Raw genomic sequence first — 19865 nt, 5'->3', positions numbered from 1 at the left:
GCCCGGCCGCCGCCGGGCCCCACCGGTCGTCTTCAGCTGACGTTGAGCGCGGTGTCGTCGATGACGAAAGACGTCTGGAGGGTGGACCCTTCGACCCCGCTGAACTTGATGGTGGCGGTGGTGCCGGCCAGGGAGGAGACGTCGAAGGACTTCAGGACGTATCCGGAGGCCGCATTGAGGTTGGAGTAGGTGGCCAGGGTGGTGGATCCGGCGGTGACCGTCAGCTTGTCGTAGGCGGTACTGGTGGTGGTCTCCGCGGTGTCCACGTGCAGATAGAAGCTGAGGGTGGCGGAGCAGCCGGACGGGAGGGTCACCGACTGGGACAACGTGTCGGTGTGGGCCGATCCATAGCCGTCGAGCCAGGCCTTGTAGGAGCCGGTACGCGCCGCCTCGCTGGAGGAGGTGGTGATGACGCCGCTGCTGGCGGTCCAGGTGGTGCTGCCGGACTCGAAACCAGGGTTGCCGAGCAGTTGGGCGGCGGTGCAGGTGCCGCCGCCTCCCCCGCCGCCCCCGCCGGTGCTGCCGTCGCCGGACAGCCACGCGGTGGCGTTGAGGGCGAGTGCGGCGTTGGTGGCGCCGGTGTCGTTCCAGCCGTCGTAGAGCGTGTTGCCGGACTGGCCGGTGCCGTCGTCGATGGGTGAGCTGTCGCCCCAGAACGCGACGCGGCCGCTGCCGAAGGTGCTGGTCGCGAAGAACGCGCCGGTGTTGCCGGAGTAACCGCTGCGGTACACAAGCCCCTTGACGTTCGCGTTGTCGGCGGGCTTGAGCGTGGCCGTCGTGCCGTCGGCGATCAGGCTCTTGGTGACCGTGCCGAAGGCGCCGTTCAGGACCTCGTTGGTGCTGTCGCTGATCGCGGCGGGGTAGCCGGAGCTGATGTCGAGGGTGTCGATGGAGAAGCCGAACGGGTCGGTCGAGTCGACGCTGTTGTTCGTCATCAGGTCGTTGAGGATCTCGACCGCGTCCTCGCCGTCGCTGTTGCGGTCGGCGCCGGTGTGGTCCGAGATCATGAACAGGCCGCCGCCGTTCTGGACGAACGTCATGATCGCGGTCTTCTCGGCCGTCGTGAACAGCGTGTTGGGCTCGGGCAGGACCAGCGTGTCGAAGTTCGACAGGTCGGTCGTCGACGAACCGCCGTACGTCAGCGCGCTGGTGGCGGTCTTCAGGCTGTAGTCGCCGGTCTTCTGCAGGGCGACACCCCAGGACGAGAGCGCCCCGGTCCAGTCGGTCTCGGAGGACGGGGAGGAGTCCTGGGACAGCGGGTCGGGCTTGCTGGTGGAGATGATCCAGTCCGCGTTGCCCGCCTCCTCGGCGTGCCCGTCGTCGAACAGCACGCGGTGCGTGGTGGCCGCGTGCGCGGGCGTGGCCGTGGTGGTGACCTGCAGCGCCGCCCCCGTGACGAAAAGTCCCAGGCCGGCGAGGGCGGTGGTGAGTCTGCGGCGGGATCTTCTGGATCCAAGCATCCGGCGAACCTCCGTGAGGGGATGGGGAAGGGTGCGGTGCGGGCGCCTGATCTGCGCGCGTAGAACGGTAGTTGGGGAGTTCTACACGCGTTGAACGATTGAAAGGTACATGGCATGAAGGGGTGGTGAACAGAAAGTCCCGGCAATAACAGGCAACAAAACTCCGGCGGACTGCCTTGGCGTCCAGCGGGCACATGGAGAGAGCAGGACTATCGACAAAGAGGGGCGGAGATGGAGATCTCGGGCATCATCAGTGCCATCATCATCGGCATCATCATTGGCGTGCTGGGACGGCTCGTCGTCCCTGGGCGCCAGCACATAGGCGTTCTGCTGACGATCGTCGTCGGCATCGTGGCCGCGCTGATCGGCGCGGCGATCGCATCGGGCCTGGGGGTCGCCGACACGAAGGGCGTCGACTGGATCGAGTGGCTCATCCAGATCGGCCTGGCAGCGGTCGGGATCGCCGCGCTGGACCGGTCGAGGGTGCGCCGCTGAGGGGTGGTCGGGAAGTGCCGCGGGTGAGACCGGGCGGAGGCTCACAGTTGCGGGCCTGTCGCCCGGTCCCTCACGTCCCGCACTCCTGACGGGCAGCCCTTGTCACCAGGCATCATCCCGCTCGTCGATCCGAAGTCCGGCCCGTCGAGCGGCGGGCCGGTTTCCGTGCGCCTGTTCCTCCGTTCGCCAAGGAGGAGCAGGCGCATGGTGCTCAACGGGCGGCGTGCAGTGCCGCCAGGCCCTCGCTGCTCGACAGGTACACCGGCGTCCAGCCCAGTTCCCGTTCGGCCTTCGCGCTGGACACGCGCAGGTTGCCGGTCATCACCGTGTGGGCGTACGCCATCGGCCGAACCGTCCACAGCGGTACGGGCATGGGCTTCGGCAGGCCGAACTCACGTGCCACGCACAAGACATGGGCGCGGAAGCCGAGCGGTGTGCGGTCGGTGATGTTGTACGCCTGCCCGGGGCGCCCGCGTTCGACGGCGGCGGCAACCGCGCGGGCCGCGTCGGTGAGTTCGATCCAGGGCAGGACCCGGACGCGGTCGTCCGGGAGAGGCAGTTGGCGCCTGCGCAGCATGGGGAACAGGGCGTCGGTGCCGCCGGGGCCGTAGAGGAGGCCGAAGCGGAGGGCGATGCCCTCCAAGTCCTGTGCCCCGAAGGTGAGTTGCTCCTTGGTGCGCATGCCCTCGATGTGCTTCTCCAGCTCCGGTGTGCTGCCGTGCGGGCCGAAGGGATCGTCCTCGGTGAGGGGGCGGGGGCCGAAGTCCCCGTAGCCGTAGCCGAAGACCATCGACTCGCTGACGAAACGGCGGGCGCCGGTGGTCTGCGCGGCCTCGACGAGGTGGGCGGTGCCGTGGACGCGCAGGGCGTCGGTGGCGTGCATGTCGCGATGGCGCAGGGGCGGCTTGCGCAGGGCGGTCGCGGCGTGGATCACCGTGTCGAAGTGGTGCCCGTCGACCGCGCGGAGCAGTCCGTCGCGGTCCATGAGGTCCGCGCGGATGCCGTTGCCGGGTCCCCGGCCGAGGCCGGTCACCTTGTGGCCCGCGTCGGTCAGGGCCTTGGTGATGTGGCCGCCGAGGACGCCGGTGGCACCGGCGAGGAGGATGCTCCGGCCGCCCTGGTTGCTCTCGTTCGTCGTCATGACGATGCGACGGATCGGGTCGGCGCGGATGTGACATCAGCCGCTTGAGCTGCGGGTCTACGGCTCGTAGACGTACGGCGTGGTCGTGGTCAGCGGGGAGAAGCCCAGGCGTTCGAGGATGGGGCGGCTCTGGTCGGAGGCGTCGACCTGGAGGTAGCGGTAGCCGCGGTCGGCGGCGATGCGGGCGCGGTGGGCGATCAGGGCGCGGTAGATGCCGCGGCCCCGCCAGGCCTCCACCGTGCCGCCGCCCCACAGGCCGGCGAACCGGGTGCCGGGGACGAGTTCCATGCGGGCCGCGCTCACCGGTTCGTCGCCGGCGAGGGCGACGACGGCGACAACTGTGTCGGGTTCGGCGGCGAGTTGGGCGAGCAGGCGGGCACGCAGCCGGCCGCTGTCCGTGCCGAAGGCCTTCTCGTGGACGTCCGCCACGAGGTCGACGCCGGCCCGGTCGGTGGCGGGCAACAGGCGGATGCCGTCCGGCAGTTGGGCGTCGAGGGTGAGGGCGGCGACCTCGCCGATCAGCAGGGTCTCCTGCGGTTCGGGCGTGAACCCAACCGCCGACAGCCGCTGTCCGAGATCGGTCGGCAGGTCGTGGCCGTAGAGCTTCCACTCGAAGTCGCGGCCGAGCGCGGTGAAGTACGCGATCTGCTCGGCGATCGTCGCGTCGGCGTTCGTCGCGTCGAGGTCCGACCACAGGACGCCGTTCCAGCCGTGCGCGTCGGCGACCTGGCGCACCACTCCCCCGACGCGCTCGACGCGGGACCCGGGGCCGTCGGGTCGGGCGCCTTCGCGCAGGTCGCGGTCGTGGAGGGCGAGTACCGAGGCGTGATCCATACGCTCACTTCAACATCCGCGGGCGCACCCGGCAACGGGATTACGCGCCCCGTGCCGGCACGTCCGCCCGTACCGCCGCCAGATACGCGCTCAGCCGGTCACGGTTGCGGGCCAGGCAGTCGATGCGGGCCTGGATCCGGTCGACGTGGTCGCTGAGCAGGGCGGCCGTCTCCGGGGTCAGGCAGTCGGCGGGGACGTGGATCTCGTCCGGGCCGGAGAGATACGGCAGGATCGCGCGGATCATCTCGGTGGTGAGCCCCGAGTCCAGCAGGCCACGGATCTGCTGGACGTCCCGGACCGCGGGCTCGCCGTAGGAGCGGTAGCCGTTCTCGGTGCGGTCGGGGTGCAGCAGGTCCTGTTCCTCGTAGTAGCGCAGGAGGCGGGTGGGGACGCCGGTGCGGCGGGAGAGCTCGCCGATCTTCATGCCTGCCTCCGGGGTGGGCGTGCTCGCGGGGACTCAGCCGCGAGGTTCGCTTGCCTTCACACTGATGTGAGGGTTCGACCATGGTCCCATGACCACCGCATCCCCGGCCAAGGGCACCGCCCTGCCCTGGTCCGGGCTCCTCGCCCTGTCCACGGCCGCCTTCACCGCCGTGCTGACGGAACTCCTCCCCGCCGGTCTGCTGCCCCGGATGGCACCGGCCCTCGGTGTCTCGGAGGCGCGGGTCGGCTTCCTGGTCACCGGTTACGCGGTCGCCTCCTTCCTGGCCGCGATCCCGGTCACCGCGGCCCTGCGCGGGCTGCCGCGCCGCCCGGTCCTGGTCGGCACGCTGCTGGGCTTCGCCTGCGCCAACGCCGTGGTCGCGCTGTCGTCGTCGTACACCGTCACCTTCGGCGCCCGGCTGCTGGCCGGGGTGATGGGCGGCACGATGTGGGCGATGCTCGCCGGGTACGCGGCCCGGATGGTGCCGGTCGAGCGCCGCGGCCGGGCCATCGCGATCGTGCTGGCCGGAATCACCCTCGCCCTCTCCCTGGGCGTACCCGCCGGCACCGCGCTGGCCGGAGCGGTCGGCTGGCGCACGGCGTTCGGGATGCTGGCCGGACTCTCGGTCCTGGTGGTGGTCTGGATACGGCTGCGGGTGCCGGGCTTCCCCGGTGAACTCCCGGGCGCCCGCGTGCCGTTGAGGGGTGTCGCCGTCCTGCCGGGGATTCCGGCCGTCCTGTCGGTCACGCTGTTCCTGCTGCTGGGGCATCAGGTGATGTACACGTACGTCGCCCCGTTCTCTGCGCACTCCGGCTACGGCCGTACGGACGTCGTCCTGCTCGTGTTCGGGATCGCCACGGTCGTCGGGATCTGGGCCACCGGGGTGCTCGTGGACCGGTGGGCGCGGCCCACGCTGCTGGGCGCGACGGCCCTGTTCGTGGCGGTCATGTGCGTACTCGGCCTGTATGCCGACTCCCCTGCCGTGCTGCTGGGTTCCGTCGCCGTGTGGGGAGTTGCCTTCGGCGGCGCGCCGACCCTGATCCAGACCGCCCTCGTCAACGCCTCCGGTCCCGAACACGCCGATGTGGCAACGTCGTTGCAGACCACGGTGTACAACGCGGGTATCGCCGGAGGCTCGTTCACCGGTGGGCTCGCTCTGTCGGGGTTGGGCGCGGGGGCCTTGCCCTGGACGGCGTTGCCCTTGGTCGCGGGCGCGTTCGCCGTGGTCGTGCTGGGCCACCGGCACGCGTTTCCGGCGACACCGGTGGAGGCCGAGCGAAGCATCAACTCCCCCTGCGCGTAAGGGTGATGCCCCTTGGTCCACCAACCAGCGCCGACACAAGCACCCCCAAGGGGCGCGGGGAACTGCGCGACCAGCCCCCACCGCCCCGCAGACAGACAACAACGGACCGCGCCCGACCTGGCCCCCTACGCCTCCCCGAAGTAGTGCCCGGTCTCAAGATCGCCGATCAACCCGACCTCCACCGGCTCCCACCCCGTCTGCTTCCGCGTCAACGTGCTCGACGCCGGGCAATCCAGCGAAGCGACAAGGCCCAGGAACCCGAAGTGCTCGACCGCCTGCTCGGGCACCACACTTCCGGTCGGAACATCCAGCCGGCGGCCGATGACCGCCGCGATCTCACGCAGCGGCAACGCCTCGTCGCCCACCGCGTGGTACTGCGCACCCGCCGGAGCCGACTCCAGGGCCCACCGGTACAGCCGGGCCGCGTCGAGCCGATGCACGGCGGGCCACCGGGCGGCACCCTCGCCGACGTACGCCGATACGCCCTTCTCCCTTGCTACGGCGATGAGTTGGGGGACGAATCCCTGGTCCCCGGTTCCGTGCACGGACCGGGGCAGCCGGATGACCGACGACCGCACCCCGCGCTCCGCCAGCGCGACCGCCGCGATCTCGGAGGGCTGCCGGATCGCCGCGAACGACCCGGGTTCGACGTGGTCCTCCTCCGTCGCCACCCTCCCGTCGGCGAGCCCGGGTGTGCCCGAGGTGACCACGAACGGCTTGTCCGTGCCCGCGAGTTGCTCACCGATCGCCTCGATGGCACGCAGGTCGGTGGCGCAGTTGGCGGCGAAGTCCGTGAAGTCGTGGATGAACGCCAGATGGCAGACCCCGTCAGCCGCGGCGGCGCCGGCGCGCAGGCTGTCGAGGTCGTCGAGCGAGCCCCGGTGCACGGCGGCGCCCACGGCCGTCAGCGCCTCGGCGGACGCGTCCGAGCGGGCCAGTCCGGTGACCGTGTGCCCGGCGTCGAGCAGTTCACGGACCACGGCGGAGCCGATGAACCCGGTGGCGCCGGTGACGAAAACACGCATGGTGCATTCCTTCGATGAGGTGGGGTGAGCTTGCGCTGAGCTGCGATGTATCGCGCTGTGCTGTGCTTCCATCGTGGGCTGGGCACACGTTCCGGGTCCAAAGCCTGTTTCGCATGTCGCAATACGAATCAGGCATCACACCAGCTCAGATGCCATATGACCGAAGTCCCCCTGGTCTCGCGCCGTACACTTCAGGCATGACGGACCTGCCCCCTGCGCCCGATCTCGAACTGCGTCTCGTGCGGTACTTCATCGCGGTCGCCGAGCAGCGTCACTTCGGCCGTGCCGCCGAGGCGCTGCACATCACCCAGCCGTCGCTGAGCCGTCAAGTCCGGCGGCTGGAGGAGCAGTTGGGGGCCAGGCTGCTGGACCGTATCCCGCAGGGCACCCGGCTCACGGAGGCCGGGGAGGTGTTTCTGCCGCGCGCAAAGGCGCTGTTGCGCTCCACCGCCCAGGCGGCCGCCGAGACCCGCGCCGCCGCCGAGCCCAGCCGCCTCACCGTCGGGTACATGGCGAACCTGTTCGTCACGCCGGCGGTGCGCGAGGTGCGGCGCCGGCATCCGGACGCCGATGTGCACGTCGTACATCTGGCCTACGACGAGACACGCGCCGCCCTGCTCGAACGGCGGGTGGACGCGGTGGTGGCCCGACTGCCGTTCCCCACCGGCCAGTTGGACGTCACGGTCCTCTACGACGAGCCCCGCTTCCTGCTCGTGCCGCTCGACCACCGCCTGGCCGGCAAGGAGTCCGTCACCCTGGACGACATCGCCGACGAGCCCCTTCCCCAGATGCCCGGCGCGGACCCGGCCTGGACCGCCTTCTGGCGCATCGACCCGCGGCCCGACGGCCGACCGGCACCCGGGGGTCCGGTTATCCGGGCCCTGGAGGACAAGTTCGAGTTCGTCGCCGACGGGCAGGCCGTGGCCATCGTGGCCGGCCTCCGCCCCGGCCAGACGATCCGCCCCGACATCACGCCGATCCCCCTCCACGGCGTCGAACCGAGTCACGTCGCCCTCGCGACCCGAGCCGGCGAGCACAACCGTCTGCTGACGGCGTTCCGGAAGGCGGCCCACGCACTCCTGAGGGCTCCGGCGGACCAGTTCGAGTAACTTCCCTGCGGTTGCTGGGAGTTGCCGTACTCCGACCTGCCACTACTGGAACATCGACGTCGGCCCGCCGCCCGAGGCCCGCGGACAGGGCGTCCTCCGCGACGATCTCCGCCGACCATGTCGTGCCGGACGGCGGAGGCCCCACCGGTCGCGTACCCGGTGGGGCCTTCCGTCCTGGCGCGGTGCCGGGGTCAGCGTCCCGCCCTGGGGCGGTGGCGCCGGTACAGGGCGGCGCCGCCCAGGAGGAGGGCCGCGCTCGTGACGGCGGCCGGGACTGTGGTGTCCGCGCCTGTGTGGGCGAGCGACGCCTCGGCCGCGGGTGGGGCAGCGTGACCCTCCACCTCCGTCACCGGCAGTGGCCCGGGGTGCGGCTTCGACGGCGTGGGCGGCGCCGGGGTCGACGGCGCGGGGTGGTCGGGGTGGTCGTCCGAGGTGTTCTCGGAGTGGTTGCCCACGGTCGGGTTGGCGACGCCGACCACGCTCACGGAATTGCCGCTGAGGTTCACGGGGAGGTGGATCGGGAGCTGCACTCCGTTGCCGGAGAGGACACCCGGCGAATCCTTTTCGCCGCCCTGTGCGACGGCTCCGCCGTGCGGCCCGCCGGTGTTCTTCCCGCCGCTCCGCCGGCCACCGCCCGCTTTCGCGCCGCCTTCGTCGGCGCACGTGTTCCCCGCGGCGGGATTGAGGAGCCCCACCACGTTCACGGTGTTCCCGCACACGTTCACCGGCACGTGCACCGGGAGCTGAATGGTGTTGCCGGAGATCACCCCGGGCGAACCGGCCGCGGTGCCGTCCGCACCGGAATCGGCGAACGCCGGCATCGCCGCGGCCAGCGCGCCGGATGCGGCGGCGACGGCGATCACACCGTTTCGGGTAACCCGTTTCATAGGGTCCCTGCCTTCCAGAGATGTAGCGGGCACTCACCCGCACCGGATAAAACGCGGGCGCACCATCCGAGTTATGGCTTATCGGCCTTTCACTCCATCGAGCGTCACGGTTATCGAACTACTCATAACGACTCTTCATCGGTCGGACACCACATCGACCGGAAACCGTTTGTAGGAAAACCGCTTAGGCCTATAGAAGGGGCGCAGAATACGGCATCGATCACCGGTCCGCCCGCCGGGAGGCGGGGCCCGCGAGGCCCGCTTATCGTGATCGCAGGCGCTGGTCACGGCGCGTTCTTGGAGGCATTGATGCTGGCCAAGCTGTCATCGCGGCCCGCGTTCCGGCGGTGCGCGTTCACCGGGGTCCTCACGCTGGCACTGCTCGGCGCGGGGCTGCCCGCACTCGGCGCGGCCGAGGACCGGCCGCAGGCCGACCTGTCCCGCTTCTACCGGCAGAAGGTGAAGTGGGCCGCGTGCAGGACCCCGGACGCGCCCAAGGACCTGCAGTGCGGGAAGGTCACCGTCCCGCTCGACTACGCGAAGCCCGGCGGTGGGACACTCGATCTCGCGTTGGCCCGTTACCGGGCGACCGGGAAGTCGAGGGGGTCGGTCCTGCTGAACTTCGGCGGTCCCGGTGGCGCGGGTGTCAGTGAACTCGCCTCGGACGGCAAGGAGTTCATGGATCTGACGAACGGCTACGACGTCGTCACCTTCGATCCGCGCGGCGTCGGCCAGTCCTCACCGGTGAGTTGTGGCGAGGGCTCCGACCAGGGCTCGGCCGCGATCGACGAGGACACCACCGAGAGCAGTGATCCGGAGGTCGTCCTCAAGCAGTTGCGGAAGGCGGCCGCCACCTGCGCCAAGTACTCCGGCCCGGTGCTGCCCCACATCGGCACGGTCAACGCCTCCAGGGACCTGGACGTGATGCGCCAGGCCCTCGGCGACAAGAAGCTCAACTACCTCGGTTTCTCCTACGGAACGCGGCTCGGCGCGGTGTACGCGGCCCAATTCCCCAAGAAGGTCGGCCGGTTGGTGCTCGACGGCGTCGACACCCTCACCGAACCACTCTCCGAACAGGGCATCGCGGGCGCCGAGGGACAGCAGACGGCGCTGGAGGACTTCCTCAACTGGTGTGTCCAGGACATCGCCTGCCCCTTCGGGACGGACGCACGCGAGGCGCCGGACCGGGCCGTACACCTCGTCCGCTCGCTCGACCAGGACCCGGTGCAGACGGACTTCGGCGACCAGTTCTCCGGTCAGGACCTGGTCGGCGCCATCAGCCAGGCGCTGTACACCAAGCAGATGTGGCCGACGCTGGAGCGGGCCATCGCCTCATTGGTGGAGGACGGCGACACGCGCGCCATCATGGCGTTCTCGTCGGGCGGCACCGGCCTGCCCCACCTCGGCGGGGGCGGCGGGATCGTCGACGCCCAGGACGTCCCGCTCGACAACCTCCCGGCCGCGCTGATGGCCATCAACTGCGCCGACGACCCCGACCGCCCCACCGCCGAGCAGATCACCAGGAACCTGGACGGCCTGCGCGCCCGGTACGAGCAGGCGTCGCCGGTCTTCGGCCGCTACCGGCTCACCGAGGTGCTGATGTGCTACGGCCGCCCCAAGGGCACCGACTACATCCGCGACGACGTCAAGAACGTGCACGCGGCGAAGATGCTGCTCGTCGGCACCCGGGGCGACCCGGCGACGCCGTACCGCTGGACCGTGGAGACGGCCCAGCGGCTCGGTTCCTCGGCTGTGGTGCTCGACAACAAGGGTGAGGGCCACACCGGTTACGCGTCGTCCAAGTGCGTCCACACCAAGGTCAACGACTTCCTCCTCTACGGTTCGCTGCCGGCCAGCGGGAGTTCGTGCCAGCCGGACAGCACGGTGGTCCCCTGAGGGACGGTTCAGCCGAGGGCGATCTCGGGCTTGTAGAGGTCCGTCCAGAGCGCCAGGTCGAGGGCGCGTTCCAGGCCGCGGCGGCCCGCCTGGGTGCTGATGGGGGCGTCCCGGTGGGCGGCCTGCCGGAGCCTCTCGCGGTCGACGAGGTCGAAGACCGGGTGGGAGGGCCGGGCGAGGAGGTCCTTGGCGTGGTCCTGGAGGGCGACCGCGTACTTGGGGTCCTGCGTGGACGGATAGGGGCTCTTGACGCGGTCGTAGACGGACTTCGGTAGGACGTCCGCGGTGGCCTCCCTGAGCAGGGTCTTCTCGCGGCCGTCGTAGGACTTGAGGGACCAGGGTGTGTTGAAGACGTACTCGACGAGCCGGTGGTCGCAGAACGGGACGCGGACCTCCAGGCCGACGGCCATGCTCGCGCGGTCCTTGCGGTCGAGCAGGATGCGGACGAAGCGGGAGAGGTGGAGATGGCAGATACGCCGCATGCGGTACTCGAAGTCGCTTTCCCCGTCGAGGCGTTGGATGCCGGCAATGGCGGTGCGGTAGCCGTCCGCGATGTACGACTCGGTGTCCAGGGCCTTGGTCAGGTCGGGGCGCAGTACGTCGGCGTCGTCCCCGAAGTGCCGGCCGAACCGCACCAGCCAGGGGAAGGTGTCGGCGCGCCTCGCCTCCTCGTCGAAGAACTGCAGGTATCCGCCGAAGACCTCGTCGGCGGACTCGCCGGACAGGGCGACGGTGGACTGGTCGCGGACGGCGCGGAACAGCAGGTAGAGCGAGGAGTCCATGTCGCCGAAGCCGAGCGGGAGATCGCGGGCCCGGAGCATCTTCGCGCGGACGTCGAGGTCGGCGAGGGCGTGTGCGTCGAGCACGATGTCCTGGTGGTCGGTGCCCGAGGCGCGGGCCACGTCGTGGACGTACGGCGTGTCGGGGGTGCCGCGCAGTTCGTCGGCGACGAAGTTCTCGTTCTGGCCGGCGAAGTCGACGGCGAAACTGCGCACCTTCTCGCCGTGCTCGGCGAGTTGGCGGGCGGCGATCGCGGTCATCGCGGAGGAGTCGAGGCCGCCGGAGAGCAGGGTGCAGCGGGGTACGTCGGCGACGAGTTGGCGGCGCACGATGTCGTCGAGGAGAGTGCGGACGTGGGCGACGGTGGTGTCGCGGTCGTCGGTGTGCGGGCGGGTCTCCAACTGCCAGTAGACGCGCCGCCGTAGACCCGCGCGGTCGACAGTGACGACGGTGCCGGGCTCGACCTCGTGCATGCCGTCCCAGATGGCGTGTCCGGGTGTCTTGATCATGGTGAAGAGTTCGCGCAGGCCGTCCAGGGTGACCCGCGCCCGGGCCAGCGGGTTGGCGAGGATCGCCTTCGGTTCGGAGCCGAACAGGACGCCGTCGGAGGTCGGGTGGTAGTAGAAGGGCTTGATGCCCATGCGGTCGCGGATCATGACGAGTCGGTCGCGGCGGCCGTCCCAGATCGCGAAGGCGTACATGCCGTTGAGGCGTTCGGCGACCGCGTCGCCCCATTCGAGAAAGCCGCGCAGCACGACCTCGGTGTCGGAGTCGGTGGTGAACCGGTGTCCCCGGTCGGCGAGTTGGCGGCGGAGTTCGGTGAAGTTGTAGGTCTCCCCCGAGTAGACGAGCGCGACCGTGCCGTCCGCCGTGTCGACGGTCATCGGCTGTCGGCCGCCGGGCAGGTCGATGATCGCGAGCCGGCGGTGTCCGAGGGCCGCGGGACCCTGGACCCAGGTGCCGCGGTCGTCCGGGCCGCGGCAGGCCATCGTCGCCGTCATTGCATCCAATGTCGCGGCCTCGGTGCGCAGTTCACGGTCGAAGGAGACCCAGCCGGTGATGCCGCACATGCGTTACCTCCTGCGTTCGGTCCGCCGGAAAGAGGTCGCCCACCTGCGCTTTCCCGCATGCCCGACCCGAGCCCGCCGAACCAGATGTATTCAGCACCTATATGACGAGCGTGTGTCACACCCGCCGGGCCGGTCAACACGTCCGTAACCTGAACGGCCTTGCCGACCCCGGGTTTTCGGCCGCGTTTTGCGCTCCCGAGATCCGCGGATCGGGTCTCCACCGGGTGGTTCTCGTCAGGAATCGGCCACGGGCAAAGAGTTGCTCAACAACCGTGCAGCGCGCGGATGTTCAGAAGTCCACCGGGTCCCGCACGATCGGGCAGGTCATGCAGTGCCCGCCACCCCGGCCGCGCCCGAGTTCGGCGCCGACGATCGTGATGACCTCGACGCCGGCCTTGCGCAGCAGGGTGTTGGTCTGGGTGTTGCGGTCGTAGGTGAAGACCACGCCAGGTTCCAGCGCGACCGCGTTGTTGCCGCTGTCCCACTGCTGGCGTTCGGAGGCGTAGACGTCGCCGCCCGTCTCCACGACGCGCAGTTCGGGCAGGGCGAGTGCCTTGGCGACGACGTCGGTGAACGGGGTCGGGCCCTCGTCGACGATGTCGATTCCGGGTGCCTTGTCGCCGGGACGCAGGGAGAAGGTGTGGACGGCGTCCATGATGGCCGGGTACAGGGTCACCAGGTCGCGGTCGGCGAAGGTGAAGACGGTGTCGAGGTGCATCGCGGAGCGCAGCTTCGGCATACCGGCGACGACGACGTGCTCGGCGGCGCCCAGGTCGAAGAGGGCTTTGGCGACTTGGGTGATGGCCTGGCGCGAGGTGCGCTCGCTCATGCCCATGAGGACCACGCCGTTGCCGACGGGCATGATGTCGCCGCCTTCGAACGTGGCCTGCCCCCAGTCGAGTTCGGGGTCGCCCCACCAGATGACGGAGCCCGCGAAGTCCGGGTGGAAGGTGTAGATCGCCTTCATCAGGAGGGTCTCGTCGTGCCGGGCGGGCCAGTACAGCGGGTTGAGGGTGAGGCCGCCGTAGAGCCAGCAGGTCGTGTCACGGGTGTAGAGGGTGTTGGGCAGGGGCGGCATCAGGTATTCGCGGACGCCGGTCGACTCGCGGACGAGGGCCGTGTAGGGGGTGCGGTAGTCGTCCGGGAGGTCGGTGGTGGCCAGGCCGCCGATCAAGTACTTGGCCAGTTCGGCCGGTTCGAGGGATTCCAGGTAGGCGCGGGTCGCGTCGATGAGTCCGAGGCCGACCTCGTTCGCGACGATCTTCCGGTCCAGGAGCCAGTCCTTGGCTGCGGGGATCGTCATGGTCTGGGCGAGCAGTTCGTGCAACTCGACCACGTCGACGCCGCGTTCGCGGAGTTTGTTGACGAAGTCGGCGTGGTCGCGCTGGGCGTTCTCGACCCACATCACGTCGTCGAAGAGCAGGTCGTCGGAGTTGGTCGGGGTGAGCCTGCGGTGGGCCAGGCCCGGCGCGCAGACCAGCACTTTGCGCAGTCTGCCGACCTCGGAGTGGACGCCGTACTCATGCCGGTCCACGGTGTCTTGACTGGTCACGGTGCACGCACCTTTCCGGAGGTCGGAGGCGAGGTCAGAGGCTGATCCAGCCCAGCGCCAGGGCGATGATCCCAACGACGGCACCCGCGACCGAGACGGCGAGGATCACCAGTTCCCGGGCCGAGAAGGGCGAACGTCCCTGTTCCCTGCGGGCCTTGACGAACAGGAACGTGGCGGGCGCGTAGATGATGAGCGAGACGAGGAGGTACTTGAGGCCGGCCGCGTAGATGAGGAACGCGGTGTAGACCGTGGCGAGCACGGCGACCGCCAACTCGCCGCGCCCTGCGCGTGTGTGCTTGAGCGCGATCCGTACGGCGAAGCCCGCCGCGAGCAGGAACGGGATCAGGGTCAGCGAACTGGTCAGGTCCAGCGCGAAGTTGAAGGCATCGTCGGAGAAGTAGGTGACGACCAGCACGAGTTGACTGAGCAGGGTGGTCATCACCAGCGCGGGCACGGGCACGTCGGCCGCCGTGGACTTCTTCAGGAAGCGCGGCATGTCGTCGTCCTTGGCGGCGACGAACAGCACTTCGGCGGCCATCAGCGTCCAGGCGAGATAGGCGCCCAGCACGGAGACGATCAGCCCGACGCTGACGAAGACCTTCCCCCAGGTGCCCACCGCGTGTTCCAGCACGCCCGCCATGGAGGGCTGCCGCAGTTCGGCGATCTCGCCCATCGGCATCAGGCCGTACGACACGATCGTCACGGACGCGAAGACGGCGAAGACACTGAGGAAGCCGAGGACGGTCGCGCGTCCGACGTCCTCGCGGCGCTTCGCGTGCCGGGAGTAGACGCTGGCGCCCTCGACGCCCAGGAACACGAAGACGGTGGCCAGCATGGTGCCCTTGACCTGCTGGAACAAGGAGCCCGCGTAGTCAGCGCCGCCGAAGTTGTCCGCGAAGACATGGGGTTTGAGGTAGAAGAGCGCCAGGATGACGAAGACGAGGATCGGCACGACCTTGGCGACCGTGACGATCCGGTTGATGGCCGCCGCCTCCTTCACCCCGCGGCTGATCAACAGGAAGAAGAGCCACAGCCCGGCCGAGGACAGGACCACCGCGAGGACGGTGTCGCCTTCACCGAGCGAGGGCGCGATCGTGCCGATCGTCGACATGATCAGCACCCAGTAGGTCACGTTGCCGACGCAGGCGCTGGCCCAGTAGCCGAACGCGGAGAAGAAGCCGAGGTACTCGCCGAACCCGGCCTTGGCGTAGGCGTAGACACCGGCGTCGAGGTCGGGCCTGCGGACGGCGAGGGTCTGGAAGACGAAGGCTAGCATCAGCATGCCCGTGCCGGCGACGGCCCAGGCGATCAGGGCGCCGGCCACGCCCGTCTCCTGCGCGAACCTGCGTGGGAGCGAGAACACCCCGGCCCCGACCATGGAGCCGACGACCATGGTGGTCAGCGTCGGCAGGGTCAGCTTGGCGGTGGAGGTACCGGTGTCGGTGGTGGCGGCTTGCGTCACCCGAGGGACGTTAGCAACGAATTGTCCTGTTTGCCTGGCGGGCTTCCCCCATATGCCCCGTCCGCGGATCGGCCCTATCGTGCTGTTATGGAGCACGCACTGAGTCCCGCCACTCTCACCGAACTGCGGCGCCCGCGCCCCTACCCCGCGGTCTCCGTGCTCACCCCGACACATCGTCGCGAGCCGGACAACGCCCAGGACCCGGTCCGGCTGCGCAATGTGCTGGCCGAGGCCAAGAAGCAGCTGGAGGCCGATCCCGCGGTTCCCCGGGAGCGGCGCATCGACGTGTCCCGGCAGCTCGACCAGGCCCTGGCCGAGGTCGATCTGGCGCACGCCGAGGACGGTCTGGTGATCTTCGCCGCGCCGGGCGAGCACCAGGTGTGGTCCCTAGCCAGGTCCGTGCCGGAACGTGTGGTGCTCTCCGACACGTTCCTCACCCGGAATCTCGTCTCCGCGCAGGCCTCCGAGCGCCCGTTCTGGGTGCTGTCGCTCGCCGCGGACCGGGTCACGTTGTGGAACGGCGGTGTCGACCGGGTCACCGAGACCCGCACCGGCGGCTTTCCGCTGACCCGCGACCATCGGGACAACTTCGACGCCGAGCGGCAGGAGCGGATCGGGGACATTCCGAGCACCTTCCGGGACGAGGACACCCGCCACTTCCTGCGCGAGGCGGACACCGCGATGTGCCGGATCCTGCGCGAGCACCGGCGCCCGCTCTACGTCACCGGCGAGCAGGCGGCCCTGTCCGCCTTCGACGAGGTCGGCAACGCGACCAAGGACGCGGTGCACATCGCGCACGGCGGCCTCGCGCACGGCACGCCCGACGCCGTGTGGCAGGCCGTCCGGCCGCTGGTCGACGCGGAGGCCCGCAAGAACACCGTCACCGTGACCCGTGAGCTCGAATCCGCGCGTGGGCGCAAGGAGTTCGCGGCCGGCGTGGACGAGGTCTGGCAGAACGCCCGCGAGGGCCGGGTCCGGCTGCTGGCCGTCGAGGAGAACTACCGCGTCACGGTCCGCGACGACCACGGCGACCATCTGATCCCGGCCGACGGCAGCGATCTCGACGCCCGCGAGGACATCGTGGACGAGATCGTCGAACAGTGCCTGGAGACGGGCGCCGACGTCCGCTTCGTCCCCGACGGCACCCTGAACGACGCGGACGGCATCGCGGGCGTGCTGCGGTACTGAGCCCCCTCGCTGCCGCGTCCCGCGCATTCCGGAGGCCCCCTCCCCCTACGGCGTACGCTACGGCGTGATCGTCGACGGAGAGGGAGTGCACACGTGGGTGACCTGCTGGGTGTGGCCGTGCTGGGTGCGGGACACATGGGAGCCGACCACATACGACGCCTCGACCAGGTGGTGAGCGGCGCCAGGATCGCCGCTGTGGCCGACCCCGACACGGATCGCGCCAAGGAGGCGGTGGCCGGGCTGGACGCGGTCGCGGTGCACGAGGACGCCGTGGCCGCGCTGGACGTCCCCGGGGTCGAGGCGGTCCTCATCGCCTCGCCGGGTCCCGCGCACGAGGAGGCGCTGCTCGCGGCCTTCGCGCGTGGACTTCCGGTGCTGTGCGAGAAGCCCATGGTGCCCGACTCCACCGGAGCGCTCCGGGTGGTGGAGGCGGAGGCACGGCTCGGGCGACGGCTCGCGCAGATCGGGTTCATGCGGCGCTACGACGCGGAGTACCAGGGCCTCAAGTCCCTGCTGGACAGCGGGCAGTTGGGGCGCCCGCTGATGCTTCACTGCGTCCACCGCAATGTGTCGTCGCCGCCGTACTTCACCTCGGCGATGCTCATCGACAGCTCCGTCTCGCACGAGATCGACGCGGCCCGCTGGCTGCTCGGCCAGGAACTCACCGCGGTGACCGTACTCAGCCCGCGCTCGTCGGCGAACGCCCCGGAGGGTCTGCTCGACCCGCAGCTCGTGCTCTTCGAGACCGACGGGGGCGCCCTGGTGGACGTCGAGGTCTTCGTCAACTGCGGCTTCGGCTACCAGGTGCGCTGCGAGGCCGTGTGCGAGGCGGGCAGCGCCCGGATCGGCGAGGACCACTCGATGGTCGTCACCACGCGGGGCAGCGCCCATGAGGACGTGCCGCTGGACTATCTCGTCCGGTTCGCGGATGCCTACGACCGCGAGGTGCAGTCCTGGGTCGACGCCACCCGGCGGGGTCTGGTCACCGGCCCGAGCGTCTGGGACGGCTACGCGTCCTCCGTGGTCGCCGAGGCCGGGGTCCGGGCGCTGGACAGCGGCGGCCGGGTGGCCGTGGAACTCGCCCCGCGCCCGGAGCTGTACACCGACCTCAGCCGCTGACGCTCGCCGTGCCCGACTCCAGGTGCCCGGTGAACCGGCGCGACCAGGTCGCGTCGGAGTCGACGGTCACCGTGAAGTCGTACCAACCGCCCTGGTACGCCACGGCGTTGAAGAAGTCCTCCGTCGACGCGCCCGCGGCCACCGTGTAGGTCCACGGCCCGTCGCCGCGGTAGTGGTTCGATGTGATGGTGAACTTCACCGACGCGGCTGATGAGTTGACCATCTTGAAGTAGATGGCGAGCTTGCCGGTGCCCGACTCGACGGCGTAACGGGTGCTGACCTCAACGGACTTGCCAGCCTTCGTCGCGTCGCCCTGGAAGCGGCGCAGGAAGCGGTTGGGGCCGACCATGGTGATGTCGTACTTGCCGCTGCCGTAGCCCGTCCCGATGTTGAAGTAGTCGGAGGCGGTGCCGCCCGGGTCGACGGTGTACTGCCAGGGCGTGGTGTCGCGGTAGGCGTTGGGGTGGATGGAGAGGTGGGCGGCGCTCTTGGCGGCGCCGCCCTGGTTGGACATCGCGAACCAGGCGAGGATCTTGCCGCTCGACCCGAACTCCAGGTGATCCAGGTACCCGTTGGGCTGGTACGGCAGGGCGCGGGCGGGCCGGGTGCCGGGCTCCTGCGCGGGCAGGGCGTTGTTCGTCGGCACCGGGTTGGGCAGCGGGCCGCAGGTGGAGATGCCGATGACGCTGGTCGCAGGAAGCGAGACGGAGCCGTAGACCGGGTTGGCGAAGTCGAAGACGCCGGTCAGGTCGCCGCTGACCCTGCGGCGCCAAGTGCTGATGTTGGGGCAGGCGGCGGGCTTGCCCAGAGTCGACGTCCAGGTCTCCAGGAAGCGTAGGACCGAGGTGTGCTCGAAGACTTCGGAGGAGACCCAACCGCCGCGCGTCCAGGGCGAGATGACGATCATCGGAACGCGGAAGCCGAAGCCGTAGGGCACGCCGCCCAGGAACTCGCCGTCGGTGCCGGCGGGCGGGGCGGGCGGAGGGACGTGGTCGAAGTAGCCGTCGTTCTCGTCGTAGTTGAGGAACAGGACGGTCGAGTCGAAGACGTCCGGGTCGGCGGCGAGGGCCTGGTAGACGAGGCTGACGAAGTGGGCGCCGTCGCCGGGCGGGGCGTAGGGGTGCTCGGAGAAGGCCTGGTTGGGGACGACCCAGGAGACCTGCGGGAGGGTGCCCGCGAGGACGTCGGCCTTGATGGCGGCGGCGATGTCGTCGGGGGTCGAGCCGGTGGCGGCCGGGACGGAGGACATGCCGCGGTCGTAAAGGGGGCTGCCCGCCTTGGAGTTGGTGAAGTTCTTGAAGTAGGCGCAGGCGTTGTCGCCGTAGTTGTCGGCCGCGTTCTGGTAGACCTTCCAGGTCACTCCGGCGTTCTGCAGGGACTCGGCGTAGGTCTGCCAGGTGAGGCCGGACTCGTCGCCGCCGTCGTAGCTGGAGGAGTCGACCTTGCCGCTCCACAGATAGGTGCGGTTGGGGCCGGTCGCGCTGAGCGTGGAGCAGAAATAGGCGTCGCAGATGGTGTAGTTGTCTGCGAGCGCGTAGTGGAACGGGATGTCCGAGCGGTCCAGATAACCCAGCGAGCGGACATTTCCCACGCCCGAGACCCAGTTGTCGAGGCGGCCCTTGTCCCACGCGGAGTGCTGCGATGACCAGGAGTGCGGCAGGTCGCCGTTGCACTGGGCGAGGGTCTCACCGTCCTGGCCGCCCGCGGCCGGGGTGGCGCTCAGCTTCCACGGATACTGACGGCCGCCGCCGTTGGGCTGGCTGAAGACCGGGTAGCCGCCGCTCAGCGTGATGCCGCTGCGGTCGTCGAAGCCGCGGACGCCCTTGAGGCGCCCGAAGTAGTGGTCGAAGCTGCGGTTCTCCTGCATGAGGATCACCACGTGTTGCACGTCCGAGATCGTGCCGGTCGCCGCCGCCCGCTGCGCCGCGACCGCCGGCCGCGCGCCGGTGCCCGTCGCCAAGCCCGCCGCCACGGTGGCACCGAGCCCCACGAAGCCTCTTCGGCTGATCGGTGTCATTCGCCCCACCCTCGTCACAGGCGTGCCCGAGCGGCACACCGCGCGCAAGGGTGCACGGGGTGATCGGCAAGGTCCATCCCTGCGCGGTGAGATGGAGGTGAAC

General features: G+C 69.9%; 16 protein-coding genes. 6 read left to right on the top strand and 10 right to left on the bottom strand.

Annotated features, from left to right (window positions below; genetic code table 11):
* Positions 1-32 precede the first annotated feature (32 nt).
* Complete coding sequence (locus ACGFY9_RS17610) at positions 33-1460, bottom strand: hydrolase (RefSeq protein WP_393755035.1); 1428 nt, start codon at positions 1458-1460, stop codon at positions 33-35.
* A gap of 231 nt (positions 1461-1691) precedes the next feature.
* Between ACGFY9_RS17610 and ACGFY9_RS17605 the strand changes: the two genes are divergently transcribed.
* Positions 1692-1955: a GlsB/YeaQ/YmgE family stress response membrane protein gene (locus tag ACGFY9_RS17605; RefSeq protein WP_393755034.1), complete on the top strand. Its 264-nt coding sequence runs from the start codon at positions 1692-1694 to the stop codon at positions 1953-1955.
* 211 nt (positions 1956-2166) lie between these two features.
* Here ACGFY9_RS17605 and ACGFY9_RS17600 read toward each other — a convergent pair whose 3' ends face one another.
* Genes ACGFY9_RS17600 through ACGFY9_RS17590 form a run of 3 tightly spaced genes read right to left on the bottom strand, consistent with a single transcriptional unit; the run spans position 2167 to position 4354 of the window.
* Entirely contained in the window at positions 2167-3096 is a 930-nt protein-coding gene (locus ACGFY9_RS17600) for an NAD-dependent epimerase/dehydratase family protein (RefSeq protein ID WP_393755033.1), read from the bottom strand.
* Positions 3097-3153: 57 nt separating this feature from the next.
* Positions 3154-3930 carry a GNAT family N-acetyltransferase gene (locus ACGFY9_RS17595; RefSeq protein WP_393755031.1) on the bottom strand — a complete coding sequence of 259 codons (777 nt, stop codon included), beginning with the start codon at positions 3928-3930 and terminating at the stop codon, positions 3154-3156.
* A gap of 40 nt (positions 3931-3970) precedes the next feature.
* Complete coding sequence (locus ACGFY9_RS17590) at positions 3971-4354, bottom strand: MerR family transcriptional regulator (RefSeq protein ID WP_393755030.1); 384 nt, start codon at positions 4352-4354, stop codon at positions 3971-3973.
* A gap of 88 nt (positions 4355-4442) precedes the next feature.
* On the opposite strand from ACGFY9_RS17590, the gene ACGFY9_RS17585 reads away from it, so the two are divergent.
* Positions 4443-5657: an MFS transporter gene (locus ACGFY9_RS17585; protein WP_393755029.1), complete on the top strand. Its 1215-nt coding sequence runs from the start codon at positions 4443-4445 to the stop codon at positions 5655-5657.
* Between the two features lie 125 nt (positions 5658-5782).
* Here ACGFY9_RS17585 and ACGFY9_RS17580 read toward each other — a convergent pair whose 3' ends face one another.
* Complete coding sequence (locus ACGFY9_RS17580) at positions 5783-6682, bottom strand: SDR family oxidoreductase (RefSeq protein WP_393755027.1); 900 nt, start codon at positions 6680-6682, stop codon at positions 5783-5785.
* A 197-nt stretch (positions 6683-6879) separates the two neighbouring features.
* Here ACGFY9_RS17580 and ACGFY9_RS17575 point away from each other — a divergent pair, with 197 nt between their 5' ends.
* Positions 6880-7791 (top strand): LysR family transcriptional regulator, encoded by a 912-nt coding sequence (locus tag ACGFY9_RS17575; protein WP_393755025.1) that lies wholly within the window; start codon positions 6880-6882, stop codon positions 7789-7791.
* A gap of 191 nt (positions 7792-7982) precedes the next feature.
* On the opposite strand, the gene ACGFY9_RS17570 is transcribed toward ACGFY9_RS17575, so the two are convergent.
* The gene (locus ACGFY9_RS17570; RefSeq protein WP_393755024.1) at positions 7983-8654 is read right to left on the bottom strand and encodes a chaplin; all 672 of its coding nucleotides are present in this window, start codon (positions 8652-8654) and stop codon (positions 7983-7985) included.
* Between the two features lie 333 nt (positions 8655-8987).
* On the opposite strand from ACGFY9_RS17570, the gene ACGFY9_RS17565 reads away from it, so the two are divergent.
* Positions 8988-10574, top strand: coding sequence for an alpha/beta hydrolase (locus tag ACGFY9_RS17565; RefSeq protein WP_393755022.1), 1587 nt, complete (start codon positions 8988-8990; stop codon positions 10572-10574).
* 8 nt (positions 10575-10582) lie between these two features.
* Here the strand turns inward: ACGFY9_RS17565 and asnB are convergent, their stop codons facing one another.
* The 3 genes from asnB to ACGFY9_RS17550 form a co-directional block, all read right to left on the bottom strand.
* Complete coding sequence (asnB, locus tag ACGFY9_RS17560) at positions 10583-12424, bottom strand: asparagine synthase (glutamine-hydrolyzing) (RefSeq protein WP_393755020.1); 1842 nt, start codon at positions 12422-12424, stop codon at positions 10583-10585.
* A gap of 289 nt (positions 12425-12713) precedes the next feature.
* A complete protein-coding gene (locus ACGFY9_RS17555) occupies positions 12714-13976 on the bottom strand; it encodes an arginine deiminase (RefSeq protein WP_393755018.1) in 1263 nt (420 codons plus the stop codon).
* A gap of 34 nt (positions 13977-14010) precedes the next feature.
* Positions 14011-15438 (bottom strand): basic amino acid/polyamine antiporter, encoded by a 1428-nt coding sequence (locus tag ACGFY9_RS17550; protein WP_393755016.1) that lies wholly within the window; start codon positions 15436-15438, stop codon positions 14011-14013.
* 87 nt (positions 15439-15525) lie between these two features.
* Between ACGFY9_RS17550 and ACGFY9_RS17545 the strand changes: the two genes are divergently transcribed.
* Both ACGFY9_RS17545 and ACGFY9_RS17540 read left to right on the top strand, forming a co-directional pair.
* Complete coding sequence (locus tag ACGFY9_RS17545) at positions 15526-16626, top strand: chemotaxis protein (RefSeq protein ID WP_393755014.1); 1101 nt, start codon at positions 15526-15528, stop codon at positions 16624-16626.
* Between the two features lie 93 nt (positions 16627-16719).
* The gene (locus ACGFY9_RS17540) at positions 16720-17745 is read left to right on the top strand and encodes a Gfo/Idh/MocA family protein (RefSeq protein ID WP_393755012.1); all 1026 of its coding nucleotides are present in this window, start codon (positions 16720-16722) and stop codon (positions 17743-17745) included.
* Here the strand turns inward: ACGFY9_RS17540 and ACGFY9_RS17535 are convergent.
* Positions 17735-19762: a phosphocholine-specific phospholipase C gene (locus tag ACGFY9_RS17535; RefSeq protein ID WP_393755010.1), complete on the bottom strand. Its 2028-nt coding sequence runs from the start codon at positions 19760-19762 to the stop codon at positions 17735-17737. The two genes, ACGFY9_RS17540 and ACGFY9_RS17535, sit on opposite strands and share 11 nt — an antisense overlap.
* Positions 19763-19865: the final 103 nt, after the last annotated feature.

This window comes from Streptomyces sp. NPDC048504 (genome assembly GCF_043200035.1).
GTDB lineage: Bacteria > Actinomycetota > Actinomycetes > Streptomycetales > Streptomycetaceae > Streptomyces.
This window is presented reverse-complemented; position numbering and strand designations above follow the sequence as displayed.